The organism is Ralstonia pickettii, assembly GCF_030582395.1.
Classification (GTDB): Bacteria; Pseudomonadota; Gammaproteobacteria; order Burkholderiales; family Burkholderiaceae; genus Ralstonia; species Ralstonia pickettii_D.
The window spans coordinates 199,289-211,987 of sequence record NZ_CP104381.1; the positions used below are offsets into that span (position 1 = coordinate 199,289).

Consider the following 12,699-nt stretch of genomic DNA (forward strand, 5'->3'; position numbering starts at 1 on the left):
TGCCGAGGTGGTATCAGGCGTTGTCCTACATACCCGTTGGGTTTGCGGCGCGCCCAAGGGGTTCGGGCGCCCCACGGGGTCTTACTCGACCAAGCCGTTCTTGATGGCGTAATAAGTCAGATCGGCATTGGACTTCATGCCCATCTTTTCCAGAATCCGCGTGCGGTACGTGCTGACCGTCTTGACGCTCAGGAACAACTCTTCCGCGATGACCGATACCGATTGTCCGCGCGCCAGCTTGCAGAAGATCTGGAATTCGCGCTTGGACAGCGTCTGGTGCAGCGGCTGGTCGGTCGGTTTTTCCAGGCCGCCGATCAGCAGTTCGGCCACGGTCGGGCTGACGTAGCGACGGCCTTGCGACACGGTGCGGATGGCCTTGACCAGCTCGTCCGGCGCGCTTTCCTTGGTCAGATAGCCCGAGGCACCTGCGCGGATGAGATTAATGGCGTACTGGTCTTCCGGGAAGGTCGACAGGATCAGCACCGGCAGATCCGGATGGCGCTGGCGAGCCAGCTTGAGGGTGTCGATGCCGTTGCGATCGGGCATGGAAATGTCGAGCACCACGACGTCAAAGGCCCCGGTGCGGAGTTGCTCCATCACCTCTTCCCCACTGGCCGCTTCCCCCGCGACTTCGATGTCCCGCTCTTCGGACAGAAACTGTCGAAGGCCGGCGCGGACGATCTCGTGGTCATCCGCAATCAGGACGCGAATCATGCTGCTCCTTATGAGCGCACTGGGAAGGTTGCCCGACTCCGTGCGCTGCGCTTGTTGGTTCGATACGACAGCAATTGTATCGGACTGTTGCGCCAAAACGGGCCCCCTCGTGCTGGCGGATTGAGAAGGCTTTGTCTGCGTTTCCATAAAAGACCTCGGGAATGTGCATGAATAGCAACATGTCGATGCCTCCCGAAGAGCAATCTACGTGCCCGAGGCCTGGCGCCCAAAGAAAACGGGGCGGATGAATTCCGCCCCGGAGTGGCCACATGGCGCCGGCTCGGCCGGCGCGATGCGTATTACTTCGTCTGCGTTGTGGTAGCGGCGTTGGCGCCGGCGTCGGCACTCAGGCCGGCCGCAGTGTCTGCCTTCGCGGCCTTGCCCGACTTCTCTGCCGATTTTTCGGTCTTGCTGACCGACTTGCCGGCCTTGTCGGCGGTCTTGTCAACGCCGGCTTCCGTCTTGGCCTTGTGTTCGTGTGCGGCCTTGGCGCCGTGCTCGGCCTTGGTGTTCAGCTGGCTCTTGGTGGAGTCGGTGTCCACCTTGGCGCCGCCGTCCGACTTCGCATCGGCCTTCAGGCCCACGCCGGCATTGCCTTGCGCGGGCGCCACGGCCGCAGTGCCGTTGCTTTGCAGCGATGCGCCGGCCGACGGGGTTTGTGCGTTGGCGTAGGCCGAAGCAGCAGCAATAGCGATGGCGGACAGGGAGATCAGCAGCTTGTTCATGGAGAGACTCCTTTCATTCTGAACTGCCACGCGAGGAATTCGTCGCGGCATCACTCTGTGTGTGTTGAGTGAATGGGTTCAGTCTATGGAGCCCTTCCGGTTACGACTGTTAGGGGGTGTAAGCCTTTGTAATGTAAGGATCGCCCCTCTTGAAACCCCAGCAAAGCCAATGTTGGCAAGGGTTTGCGGACGTAAGACACGGTGTGGATCACGCCATGTCTTAAACGTCTTGTCACAGAATCAGAGATTCGGGGCGAGGGCGCGCTCCACAAAGGCGCGGTCTTCGCCGCTGCGAGCGATCATGTCGTCCACCTGATCCTGGCCGATCTTGCCGAGCGTGAAGTAGGTGCTGTCCGGATGTGACATGAAAAAGCCCGAGACGGACGCCGCGGGCGTCATCGCCAGCGCTTCGGTCAGGTCCATACCGATCTCCTGCGCGTCGAGCACGCGGAACATATCGCGCTTGACGGTGTGTTCCGGGCAGGCCGGGTAGCCCGGCGCGGGGCGGATGCCCTTGTACTCTTCCCGGATGAGCGCATCGTTGTCCAGCGTTTCATCGGGTGCGTAGCCCCACAAGTCGCGACGCACGCGGGCGTGCAGGCACTCGGCAAAGGCTTCGGCAAAGCGGTCGGCCAGGGCCTTGAGCATGATTGCGCTGTAGTCATCGTTGTCGGCTTCGAACTGCTTCTCCCGCTTTTCCACCCCGATGCCGCCCGTCACGGCAAACAGGCCGATGTAGTCGGCAATGCCGGTGCTCTTGGGCGCGATGAAATCGGCCAGGCAGCGGTTCGGGCGCATCACGCCGTCGATGATCGGGCGTTCGCTCTGCTGGCGGATGTTGCGCCAGGTGAGCGCGACTTCCGAGCGCGATTCGTCGGTGTAGATCTCGATGTCGTCGTCGTTGACGGTGTTGGCCGGCAGCAGCGCGATCACGCCGTTGGCCGTGAGCCAGCGCCCGGCGATCAGGCGCGCCAGCATGCTCTTGCCGTCCGAGAACACCTTGCGGGCCGATTCGCCGACGATCTCGTCGTTGAGGATGTCCGGAAATTTGCCGGCCAAGTCCCACGTCTGGAAGAACGGGCCCCAGTCGATGTACTGCGCGAGCTCGTTCAAGTCGTAGTTCTTGAACACGCGGCGGCCGATGAACTTCGGCTTGGGCGGCGTGTAGTTGCTCCAGTCGATCTTCGTCTTGTTGGCGCGCGCGGCTGCCAGCGACACCATCGGCGTGGCCTTCTTGTTGGCGTGCTGGGTGCGGATGCGGTCGTAGTCTGCGTGCAGTTCTTCCACGTAACGTGCGGCGCCTTCGTCCGACAGCAGGCTTGACGCCACGCTTACCGAACGCGAGGCGTCCGGCACGTACACCACCGGGCCCTCGTAATTCGGGGCGATCTTCACGGCGGTATGCACGCGGCTCGTCGTCGCGCCGCCGATCAGCAGCGGGATTTTCTTCACGCGGAAGTATTCGTCGCGCTGCATCTCCGACGCCACGTAGGCCATCTCTTCAAGCGACGGCGTGATCAGGCCCGATAGGCCAATGATGTCCGCGCCTTCCACCTTGGCCTTGGCCAGGATGTCGTTGCACGGGACCATCACACCCATGTTCACGACTTCGAAGTTGTTGCACTGGAGCACGACGGTGACGATGTTCTTGCCGATGTCATGCACGTCGCCCTTGACGGTGGCGATGACGATCTTGCCGCGCGAGCGGACGTCGCCGCCGGCCGCTGCAATCTGGCGCTTTTCTTCTTCGATGAAAGGAATCAGGTGCGCCACCGCCTGCTTCATCACGCGGGCGGATTTCACCACCTGCGGCAGGAACATCTTCCCGGCACCGAAGAGGTCGCCCACGATATTCATGCCGTCCATCAGCGGGCCTTCGATGACCTGGATCGGACGGCCGCCGGCGGCAAAGATCTTCTGGCGGACTTCTTCAGTGTCTTCGACCACGTAGTCGGTGATGCCGTGCACGAGCGCGTGGGCCAGCCGCTTTTCCACGGGCTCCTGGCGCCAGGCGAGGTTTTCTTCGCGCTTTGTGCCGCCGCCCTTGTAGCGGTCTGCAATTTCCAGCAGGCGGTCGGTGGCGTCGGGGCGGCGGTTGAGCACCACGTCTTCCACGCGCTCGCGCAGCTCGGGGTCGAGGTTCTCGTACACGCCAAGCTGCCCGGCGTTGACGATGCCCATGTCCATGCCGGCCTGAATCGCGTAGTACAGGAACACGGTGTGGATCGCCTCGCGCACCACGTCGTTGCCGCGGAACGAGAACGACACGTTCGACACGCCACCGCTCACCTTCGCGTACGGCAGGTTCTGCTTGATCCAGCGCGTGGCTTCGATGAAGTCCACGGCATAGTTGTTGTGTTCTTCGATCCCGGTGGCGACCGCAAAGATGTTCGGGTCGAAGATGATGTCTTCCGGCGCGAAGCCGACCTTGTTGACCAGGAAGTCGTAGCTGCGCTTGCAGATCTCGGTCTTGCGGGCAAACGTGTCGGCCTGGCCTTGCTCGTCAAACGCCATCACCACGGCGGCCGCGCCGTAGCGCTTGATGAGCTTCGCGTGGTGCGCGAACTGTTCTTCGCCCTCCTTGAGCGAGATCGAGTTGACGATCGCCTTGCCCTGCACGCACTTCAGGCCTGCCTCGATCACCTCCCACTTGGACGAGTCGATCATGATCGGCACCCGCGCGATGTCGGGCTCCGAGGCGATCAGATTCAGGAAGCGCACCATCGCCGCTTTCGAATCGAGCATCGCCTCGTCCATGTTGATATCGATGACCTGTGCGCCGTTTTCGACCTGTTGGCGCGCCACGGCCAGCGCCTCGTCGAACTGGCTGTTCAGGATCATGCGCGCAAACGCCTTGGACCCGGTGACATTGGTGCGCTCGCCGACGTTGACGAACAGGGTGCTCTCGCCGATGTTGAATGGTTCGAGGCCAGAGAGGCGCATGGGGTGGTCGGTCATGATCGTTTGATGCGAATGGGGACGGCGGTGTACGGGCGTGGGGCCTGTGCTCAGGCGGCTTCTTTGTATTGGCCGGGCCAAGCGCGCGGTTTGCGATTCGCCACGCGCTCGGCAATCGCCTTGATGTGCTCCGGCGTGGTGCCGCAGCAGCCGCCCACCAGATTCACCAGGCCGGCCGAGGCGAACTCGTCGACCAGGCTGGACGTGACCTCTGGCGTTTCATCGAAACCCGTGTCGCTCATCGGGTTGGGCAGGCCGGCATTCGGGTAGCACGAGACGGCCGCGTCGCAGATCTTCGCCAGTTCGGCAATGTACGGACGCATCAACGCAGCACCCAGCGCGCAGTTCAAACCGAAGGTGATTGGCTTGGCGTGGCGCAGGCTGTTCCAGAACGCCTCGACGGTCTGGCCCGAGAGGATGCGGCCCGAGGCGTCGGTGACGGTGCCGGAGATCATCACGGGCACGCGCTCGCCGGTGTCTTCGAAAAGCTGATCGATGGCGAACAGTGCCGCCTTGGCGTTGAGCGTGTCAAAGATGGTCTCGACCAGGAACACGTCCGCGCCGCCTTCGAGCAGCGCTTTACCCTGCTCGTAATAGGCATCGCGCAGTTGGTCGAAGCTGACGTTGCGAGCGCCCGGGTCGTTCACGTCGGGCGAGATGCTGGCGGTCTTTGGCGTCGGCCCAAAGGCGCCGGCGACGAAGCGCGGCTTGTCGGGCGTGCCGTATTTGTCGCAGGCTTCCCGTGCGAGGCGGGCGGCCACGACGTTCATCTCGTAAGCCAGCTCCGCCATCTTGTAGTCTTCCTGGGCGATGGTCGTCGCACCGAAGGTGTTGGTTTCGATCAGGTCGGCGCCGGCCGCGAGGTACTGCTCGTGGATTTCACGGATGACGTCGGGGCGGGTGAGCAGCAGCAGCTCGTTGTTGCCCTTTACATCGATCGGATGGTCGGCAAATCGCTCGCCACGGTACTGCGCCTCATTCAGCTTGTAGCGCTGGATCATGGTGCCCATTGCGCCGTCCAGGATCAGGATGCGCTCGCGCAGCAGCGCGGGCAGGTTGGCAGCACGGGTGTAGGGCAGGGGCGCGGTCATGGGCGGGACTCCGGGGTGCAGCGGCCGGTCAATATCCAGAATTTGCGGCCAAAAACGAATTTTACCAGTCGCATCAATGACTTGCCGCCGTTGTGGGCAATCGCGCTTCTATAATCGACATCACGCCAATTGCTCTGCTCTGACGCCCGCCATGCAACTGCTCGACCCCACAGACGCCCACGCGTTCCTGCAGCGTACGCCTGCCGCCCTCTTTATCGACTGCCGCAGCGAGATGGAACACCTTTTCGTGGGGCATCCGGCCGGCGCGCACCACGTCTCCTGGAATGACGGCCCGCACTGGGAAGTGAACCCGGAGTTCGTGCCGACCGTACGCAAATTGACCGGCCACGGCAACGAGCGGCCGATCGTGCTGATCTGCCGGAGCGGCAATCGCTCCGCGGCCGCTGCGCACGCGCTGGAAGAAGCCGGGTTCCGCGATGTCTACGTCGTGCGCCACGGCTTCGAAGGCGATTTGGACGGCACGCGCCATCGCAACACCCTCAATGGCTGGCGTCATGCCGGTCTCCCGTGGGAGCAGTGCTAGAGAGAAACTATCGGCCCGATAGTCGGTCGGCAAATGAAAAACGCCCGGCGGCACCAAGCTCCGGGCGTTTTCTCATGGTTGTTCCAGCGGGCAGTCTGACCCGCTAAGTGCCTCAGTGCATCGTGACCGGCTGCGTCATCACCGTGTCGAATTTGCCGAGAAAGTCGTCGACTTCTTCCACCGTGGGTTCGCTGGCGATGAGCTTCTTGACGTCTTCGCGGAAATGCTCGGCCAACTCGCCACCGAGGAAGATTTCACGTTTGAGGTTCTTGTCCACGATCTCGTAGCCGCCTGCTGCCAGCATGGCGTGTTGGCCATCTACACCGAACTCAACAACACAGTAGTTGTCGCTGTTGTAGATCATTTGCATGGTGCACCTCCGAGGCGTCAATTGTCTTGCTGTTGTGGGGACTGCTCTACTGCTGCACCGGGTAGATGGGGCCCACCATCATGACTTCAAGGGCCGATCAACTCCCGCCTCATGATCGTTCCGCCCCATCTGTTCCTTGGGCTTCATGATCGGTCACAAAGTTCGCAAACGCGAGGCGAAATGTGTGACGTGCGTTGGGATCGAGTAACAATATCTTTCCGGGCCTGCACCGAAAGGAGCAAACGGGCTTCCGCCATTCGGCCAGTGGACGACGGGCGGTGTGCGGGGCGCTTGCAACTATCGGCAAGGCAAGCAGGCCTCATGGCGTGTCAACCTGGGTTTCGCATCCCGCGTGCCTGAGGAACTCATCCAGATCGGCGAGAAAGGCCTCCTCCTGTTCGATAGGGGCCAGGTGCGCCGCATGCGGAATCACTTTCAAACGGGCGTCGGGAATGTGCGAGGCGATTTCGCGCGCTGTTTCTACAGGCGCGCCGGTGTCCTGCTCGCCGGTCATGACAAGCGTCGGGCAGGCAATGCGCGCGAGCGCGCTGCGTGTGTCGAGCGCCTTGATGGCCAGGCACGCACCGACATAGCCGTGGGGCGGCGTGGCGCGCAGCAAGGCCCGGATGCGTTCAACCAGGTCGGGATGGGCTTCACGGAACGGCGTAGTCAGCCAGCGCTGCATTGTGGGTTCCAAGATGCCGCTCATGCCGTGTGCTTCGACCTGGCCAATGCGTTCATCCCACATTGGGTGCGCCGACATGGGCGTGTGGCACACGGTGTCGCACAGGGTGAGTGATAGCAGCCGGTGCGCGTGCCGCACCCCGAGGACCTGCCCGACCATGCCGCCCATCGACAGGCCCACGAAATGCACCTGCTCAATCGATAGGGCATCGAGCAACCCGGCCACATCGTCAGCCATCTGAAACAGCGTGTACGCGCCGTGGGGGGCAGTGGTCTTGCCGTGGCCGCGCGCGTCGTAGCGCAGCACGCGGTGACGGCCGGCCAAGCGTTGCGCGATGCTGTCCCACAACTGGTGATCGACGCCCAGGGCGTGCGCCAGTACCACCCAGGGGCCGTCCGTGCCGTCGGTGCGGTAGTGGATCTCGATGTCGTTGGCGTGCACCGTGCCGGCGGCGGAGAGGGCGTTTGCGTCCAAGTCAGCCTCCTTCCTGGGACTGATAGACCAGATCGAACTGCATGCCGTTGGGCTCGGTCTGGCGCAGGCGTACCGGCAGCCAGCCGTGATCGGCGGCCAGCCAGATCTCCACGCGGCGCTTGTCGTCTGCACGGCGCGGCAGCCGTATGAAGTGCTGCGCACGAATCGTGCCGTTCGGCGTGTCGATGGTGTCCTCGCCGATGTGCTGGACGCGGGCGACTTCCACGCTATCGGTATCGGCGATCGGAAATTCCAGCGTGAGACCGGGACTGGCGATGCGCTCGGGGCCGCCGCGGGCCAATCCCGTCAATTGCAGAAAGACGCTGAAGCGGTCTTGTGTGCCCTCCGGCAACGGAAGCACGGCCGGCGTCCGTGTAAAAGTGACTGTGGATACGCTCTGCACGCCCGACGCGGGTGCCGATTCGGTCGCGTAGTGGAACGTGGTGACGTCGGGCTGCCTCCGGCCGCGCACTTCTTCATAGCGTGTAGGGGTCAGGCCATAGTCGCCGACGGTGCCCACGCTGCGAAAGGCCAGTGTGCCGAAGAACAACGGCAACGGAATTTCCACGGCGAGCGTGTAAGTTTTGCCGTCGGTGGCCCAGCGGATCACACCGTCTTCGTTGCGCACGCCGTTGACGTAAGTGGCGTATCGCAGCGTGGCCGAGGGCGGCAGCGAAAAGCCGTCGCCGGACGGTGCTGGGGGGCCACCCGGGCCGTCGCCGCTGAGATCTCTGGCCATGCCGGTATCGCCGGAGGCTTGGGCGCCAGCGCTGGTGACCTCGGACGGGTCCATGCTTGCGAGGTCGGGCGTCGGCGCTGGCGCCGGTGCGGCCGGATGGGGCGCATGCGGTGCAGCGGGCCGTGGCGGGGGCGCGGCCGGGGGTGGCGGCGGCTGTACCGGCTCAGGGCGAAGCAGCAGGGCGGGGATGATCTGTTCCGGCGCGGGCGGCCACGTCACCTGACGGCTGCGCGCAACCCACACGACCGCAACGACGTGCAGCACGAGCACGGCCAACAGCACCACCCCGAGACGGCCAAGCCGATGAGAGCGACGCCTGCGGGGTTGCACGGGGTCGCTACTCAGTTCATCAGGATTGCGGGGCGGTGGAAGCAACGTATCCAAGATCGGCGGAAAGCTGTTGTGCGGCCAGCCGCAAGCGCCGCTCCAGCGGGCTGCTCCAGCTGGTGTCGAAGGTGCTTTGTGCGCCCAGGGCGATCAGCACCAGACACAGTTGGCCGTTGGCGTCGAATATCGGCAGCGACATCGCGTTGATGCCCGGCAACACCCCGCCGTGGATGCGCGAGGCGCCGTGCTGGCGCACTTCGGCGCAGATGGCGTCATAGGCTTCGAGTGTTCGCGGCAGCTCAGGGTTCTCGGAGTCGGCGGACTCACCCGTGGCCGCAATGCGATCAAGTTCCCGCTGGATGAACGAGCGCGTCTGCGCGCGCGGTAAGTACGCGCCGAACACGCGGCCGGTTGCCGAGTTCAGCATCGGCATCACGTCGCCCAGGCGCAGGCTGACCGTCACCGGATGGCTGGCTTCTTCCCAATGGACGATGGCCGGGCCCTGGTTGCCCCAAACGGCCAGGCCGATGGTGTGATCGATCTCGTCGCGCAGCGCGGCGGCAGCGGGCCGGGCGCGGCGCATCGGATCTTGCCGGTTCAGGCTCAAGAGCCCCATTTCCAGCGCGAAAGGCCCAAGGTCGTAACGGCCTTCAGGCGTTTGCGTGACCAGCCCCAGCCGCGCAAAGCTCACCAGGTAACGGTGCGCCTTGGCGGGGTTCATGGGCGCGGCACGCGCGAGGTCGCGCAGCATCATCGGGCCGTTGGTGTGCGTGAGCACTTCCAGCAACCGGAAGCCGACTTCGATGGACTGGATACCCGAGCGTGCGGGCGCATCCAATTCACTATCGGCATCGGGCTCCAGATCAAGATCGGCGTCGGCGGGCAGCGGTGGCATGGTCAGGGGCGATGGATCGGTTCGGGCCAGTTTAGCCGATGCAAGGTGTACCATCCGCGCAGCCTTTTTTCATACAACGCACATGAAACTCGCCACCCTCAAGGATGGCTCGCGCGACGGCCAACTGGCCGTGGTCTCGCGCGACCTGAAGACCGCTCACTTCGCCACGCACATCGCCGGTACGCTGCAGCGCGCGCTGGACGACTGGGCTTTCCACGCGCCGCAGTTGCAGGATCTGTATGACCAGCTCAACGCGGGCCGCGCACGCCACCCGTTTGCGTTCGACGCTGCCAACTGCATGGCGCCGCTGCCGCGCGCGTATCAGTGGGCCGACGGCTCGGCCTATGTGAACCACGTTGAACTGGTGCGCAAGGCGCGCGGCGCCGAGATGCCCCCCGAGTTCTGGACCGACCCGCTGATGTACCAGGGCGGGTCGGACGACCTGGCCGGCGCGCACGACCCCATCGTCTGCCGCAGCGAAGCGTTCGGCATCGATTTTGAAGCTGAGGTCGCTGTCATCACCGGCGACGTGCCGATGGGCACCGAGCCGGCCGCCGCTGCCGAGGGCATCCGCCTGATCGTGCTCGCCAACGATGTGTCGCTGCGCAATCTGATTCCCGCGGAGCTGGGCAAGGGTTTCGGCTTCTTTCAAAGCAAGCCCGCCACGTCGTTCTCGCCCGTGGCCGTCACACCCGATGAATTGGGCGACGCCTGGCGCGAACGCAAGGTGCACCTGCCAATGACGGTGCGCTGGAACAACAAGAAAGTTGGCCAGCCCGAGTGCGGCACCGATATGGTGTTCGACTTCGGGCAGTTGATCGCGCATATCTGCAAAACACGCAACGTGCGCGCGGGCAGCATCGTCGGCTCCGGCACGATTTCCAACGTGGACCGCAGCAAGGGGTACGCGTGCATTGCCGAGAAACGCATGCTGGAAACCCTCGAATCCGGGGCGCCCGTCACCGAGTACATGCGCTACGGCGACACCGTGAAGATCGAGATGTTCGACGCCAACGGCGTGTCGATTTTCGGGGCGATCGACCAGGAAGTCGTTGCGCCGGGCACGCAGGCGTAAGCCTTGCCTTACGCGGATTCGGGCGTCGTCCGCGGACGGCGCCCCCGTTTTGGCGCAGCGGCACCGACCGTCAGGGCCTGCCCGTGATACCCCAGGCGCAGCGACAGCGTGCGCCCGGCCTCGCGCAACAGCCGCGCGGCGGGCCCTTCCAGGCTCGAATCAAACACGCTGGACAAGCCCAGCGCCGTGATCGCCCCGGCCAGCTTGCCCTGGGAATCGAGCACCGGCACGGCCACTGAATCGATGCCGTGCACCAATGTCCCGCCGATGCGCGCGACGCCCTCCTGCCGCACCGCCTGCCAGCGCGCGCGGCAGTTCAGCCAGTCGGTCAGACCCGCCTTGCCGGCGCCGGGGCCGCGCAGCTCGCGGTCGATGAGCGAGACGATCTGGATTTCAGGCACCCACGCCGCGCACGCCTGGCCCGTCGCTGAATTCAGCAGGGGCATGACCGAGCCCACCCGCACATTGACCGCCACCGGCCGGCCGCTGTCTTCCCAGCGCACGATGACGGGGCCGCGCGCGGTCCAGATCGACAGAAACACGCTTTCGTTCAGCCGTTCGGCCAGCTTAGGCAGCAGGTTGCTGCCTTCGCGCACGAAATCCACGTCGGACAGCGCCGACACCCCCACCTGCAAGGCCTGTGTGCCGAGCCGATAACGGGCCGAGGCTGGATCCTGCTCGACAAAACCCATGCGTTCCAGCGACACCAGATAACGGTGCACCTTCGCGCGCGGCATGCCTAGCTGGCGGCCCAGTTCTGAGACGGCGTGTGCGCCACCGGCATGCGCCATCGCCGAAAGCACGCTCAGCGCGATCTCGGCGGACTGGATGCCGGCGCTGGTGCGTTCAGGTGCGGCGTCTTCTGCGGGCAGTTCGTCGGGCGATGTGTCCGGCGGCAGGGGAGCGTCGATGGGCATCTTGATGTCTCGAGTGTCGCTTTATAAGATACGCGTTACGTAAAAAGATACAACCGGCGCGGCGGCCCTGCGCGCTGGAAAAGACCTCGAAACCCCGGGAGACGCCATGAAGCTGTCGATCTTTTCCGTCCAGGACCACTACCCCGACCGGCCCCGCAGTCTGCCGCAACTCTACGCAGACGTCATCGCCCAGGCGCGCCACGCCGAAGGGCTCGGCTACGACACCTTCTGGGTGGCCGAGCATCACTTTCACGAGTACGGCGCCGTTCCCAACCCAGCGGTCTTTCTCTCCCATCTGGCCGCGCAGACGCAACGCCTGCGGCTGGGCACGGCCATTTCGATCCTCACCTTCCATCATCCGGCCACCGTTGCAGAGAACTACGCGATGGTCGATGCGCTTTCGGGCGGACGGCTGTCGCTGGGCGTGGGCTCCGGCTACCTCAAGCACGAATTCGACGGCTACGACGTCGACCCCGCCGTCAAGCGCGAGCGCTTTGACGAAGCGCTGATGCTCGTCGAGCGGCTGCTGGCCGGTGAGCGCGTGCACCACGCGGGTCAGTTCCACACGCTGCGCGACGTGCGCCTCAACGTGCTGCCGGTGCAGGCCCGCGTGCCGATCCACGTGGCGATCCTGCGGCGCGAGGCGGCGTATCACATTGGCCGGCAGGGGCGGCGCATGCTGTTCGTGCCGTATGCGTCGGTCGACAGCTTCAATGACATCCGCGCGTTGATGGACGACTACCGGCGCGGCCTGGCCGAAGCAGGCATTGCCGACACGCGTGGCATGGCGGCCGTCGCGCTGCACACGCATGTGGGCCCGACCGAAGCCGCCGTGCGTGCAACGGCCGCCGACGCGTTCGACCTGTACGTTGCCACGCGTCTGTACGCGCGCCGCCAGACGTACGACGATGTGCTCTTCAGCGGCCTGTCATTGTTCGGCACGCCCGATGCGGTGGCCGAGAAGCTCGCGCGGCTGTCCGACATGGGCGTCGACCACGTGATGGCGCTGCATAACTTTGGTCTGATGCCGCAATCCGCGGTGCTTGAATCGATGCGCGCGCTGGTCGAGGATGCGCTGCCTCGCGCCGGCATCACGGCGCTGGCTGCCTGAACCTGTCCAGCCTGGGCGACTCCGCATCGCCAAACCGCCGCAAAACCGCTACGCTCTTTGCCAAACCACGGGAG

12 protein-coding genes are annotated in these 12,699 nt (G+C 64.4%); 3 read left to right on the top strand and 9 right to left on the bottom strand.

The annotated features are described in order from the left end of the window. Positions 1 to 81: 81 nt before the first annotated feature. The 4 genes from N5B55_RS00880 to N5B55_RS00895 form a co-directional block, all read right to left on the bottom strand. Positions 82 to 714 carry a response regulator gene (locus N5B55_RS00880; protein WP_037027780.1) on the bottom strand — a complete coding sequence of 211 codons (633 nt, stop codon included), beginning with the start codon at positions 712 to 714 and terminating at the stop codon, positions 82 to 84. A gap of 299 nt (positions 715 to 1,013) precedes the next feature. Further along, positions 1,014 to 1,439, bottom strand: a complete 426-nt coding sequence (locus N5B55_RS00885; RefSeq protein ID WP_065860244.1) for a hypothetical protein — start codon at positions 1,437 to 1,439, stop codon at positions 1,014 to 1,016. Between the two features lie 240 nt (positions 1,440 to 1,679). Further along, entirely contained in the window at positions 1,680 to 4,397 is a 2,718-nt protein-coding gene (gene metH / locus N5B55_RS00890; protein ID WP_304538859.1) for a methionine synthase, read from the bottom strand. A gap of 50 nt (positions 4,398 to 4,447) precedes the next feature. Beyond that, complete coding sequence (locus tag N5B55_RS00895) at positions 4,448 to 5,488, bottom strand: homocysteine S-methyltransferase family protein (protein ID WP_304538860.1); 1,041 nt, start codon at positions 5,486 to 5,488, stop codon at positions 4,448 to 4,450. A gap of 151 nt (positions 5,489 to 5,639) precedes the next feature. Between N5B55_RS00895 and N5B55_RS00900 the strand changes: the two genes are divergently transcribed. After that, complete coding sequence (locus N5B55_RS00900) at positions 5,640 to 6,032, top strand: rhodanese-like domain-containing protein (RefSeq protein WP_304538861.1); 393 nt, start codon at positions 5,640 to 5,642, stop codon at positions 6,030 to 6,032. Between the two features lie 112 nt (positions 6,033 to 6,144). Here N5B55_RS00900 and N5B55_RS00905 read toward each other — a convergent pair whose 3' ends face one another. The 4 genes from N5B55_RS00905 to N5B55_RS00920 form a co-directional block, all read right to left on the bottom strand. Next, complete coding sequence (locus tag N5B55_RS00905) at positions 6,145 to 6,402, bottom strand: BTH_I0359 family protein (protein ID WP_012760982.1); 258 nt, start codon at positions 6,400 to 6,402, stop codon at positions 6,145 to 6,147. A 319-nt stretch (positions 6,403 to 6,721) separates the two neighbouring features. Next, positions 6,722 to 7,561 (bottom strand): 3-oxoadipate enol-lactonase, encoded by an 840-nt coding sequence (gene pcaD, locus N5B55_RS00910; RefSeq protein WP_304538862.1) that lies wholly within the window; start codon positions 7,559 to 7,561, stop codon positions 6,722 to 6,724. Between the two features lies 1 nt (position 7,562). Further along, positions 7,563 to 8,684 (bottom strand): DUF3108 domain-containing protein, encoded by a 1,122-nt coding sequence (locus N5B55_RS00915; protein ID WP_369812416.1) that lies wholly within the window; start codon positions 8,682 to 8,684, stop codon positions 7,563 to 7,565. Continuing rightward, complete coding sequence (locus N5B55_RS00920; protein ID WP_178959200.1) at positions 8,650 to 9,522, bottom strand: IclR family transcriptional regulator; 873 nt, start codon at positions 9,520 to 9,522, stop codon at positions 8,650 to 8,652. Before N5B55_RS00920 ends, N5B55_RS00915 begins: the two co-directional genes overlap by 35 nt. 82 nt (positions 9,523 to 9,604) lie before the next feature. On the opposite strand from N5B55_RS00920, the gene N5B55_RS00925 reads away from it, so the two are divergent. Next, positions 9,605 to 10,597, top strand: coding sequence for a fumarylacetoacetate hydrolase family protein (locus N5B55_RS00925; RefSeq protein WP_037027795.1), 993 nt, complete (start codon positions 9,605 to 9,607; stop codon positions 10,595 to 10,597). 8 nt (positions 10,598 to 10,605) lie between these two features. On the opposite strand, the gene N5B55_RS00930 is transcribed toward N5B55_RS00925, so the two are convergent. Continuing rightward, positions 10,606 to 11,514 (bottom strand): IclR family transcriptional regulator, encoded by a 909-nt coding sequence (locus N5B55_RS00930; protein ID WP_304538864.1) that lies wholly within the window; start codon positions 11,512 to 11,514, stop codon positions 10,606 to 10,608. Positions 11,515 to 11,620: 106 nt separating this feature from the next. On the opposite strand from N5B55_RS00930, the gene N5B55_RS00935 reads away from it, so the two are divergent. Then, the gene (locus N5B55_RS00935) at positions 11,621 to 12,625 is read left to right on the top strand and encodes an LLM class flavin-dependent oxidoreductase (protein ID WP_304538865.1); all 1,005 of its coding nucleotides are present in this window, start codon (positions 11,621 to 11,623) and stop codon (positions 12,623 to 12,625) included. The last annotated feature ends 74 nt before the right edge of the window (positions 12,626 to 12,699 follow it).

Excerpts from the sequence above, each read along its gene's own strand:
- N5B55_RS00885 (WP_065860244.1), bottom strand. The coding sequence starts at position 1,439 with ATGAACAAGCTGCTGATCTCCCTGTCCGCCATCGCTATTGCTGCTGCT.
- N5B55_RS00900 (WP_304538861.1), top strand. The coding sequence starts at position 5,640 with ATGCAACTGCTCGACCCCACAGACGCCCACGCGTTCCTGCAGCGTACG.
- N5B55_RS00925 (WP_037027795.1), top strand. The coding sequence starts at position 9,605 with ATGAAACTCGCCACCCTCAAGGATGGCTCGCGCGACGGCCAACTGGCC.
- N5B55_RS00920 (WP_178959200.1), bottom strand. The coding sequence starts at position 9,522 with ATGCCACCGCTGCCCGCCGACGCCGATCTTGATCTGGAGCCCGATGCC.
- N5B55_RS00880 (WP_037027780.1), bottom strand. The coding sequence starts at position 714 with ATGATTCGCGTCCTGATTGCGGATGACCACGAGATCGTCCGCGCCGGC.
- N5B55_RS00895 (WP_304538860.1), bottom strand. The coding sequence starts at position 5,488 with ATGACCGCGCCCCTGCCCTACACCCGTGCTGCCAACCTGCCCGCGCTG.
- N5B55_RS00935 (WP_304538865.1), top strand. The coding sequence starts at position 11,621 with ATGAAGCTGTCGATCTTTTCCGTCCAGGACCACTACCCCGACCGGCCC.
- N5B55_RS00930 (WP_304538864.1), bottom strand. The coding sequence starts at position 11,514 with ATGCCCATCGACGCTCCCCTGCCGCCGGACACATCGCCCGACGAACTG.
- N5B55_RS00905 (WP_012760982.1), bottom strand. The coding sequence starts at position 6,402 with ATGCAAATGATCTACAACAGCGACAACTACTGTGTTGTTGAGTTCGGT.
- metH (WP_304538859.1), bottom strand. The coding sequence starts at position 4,397 with ATGACCGACCACCCCATGCGCCTCTCTGGCCTCGAACCATTCAACATC.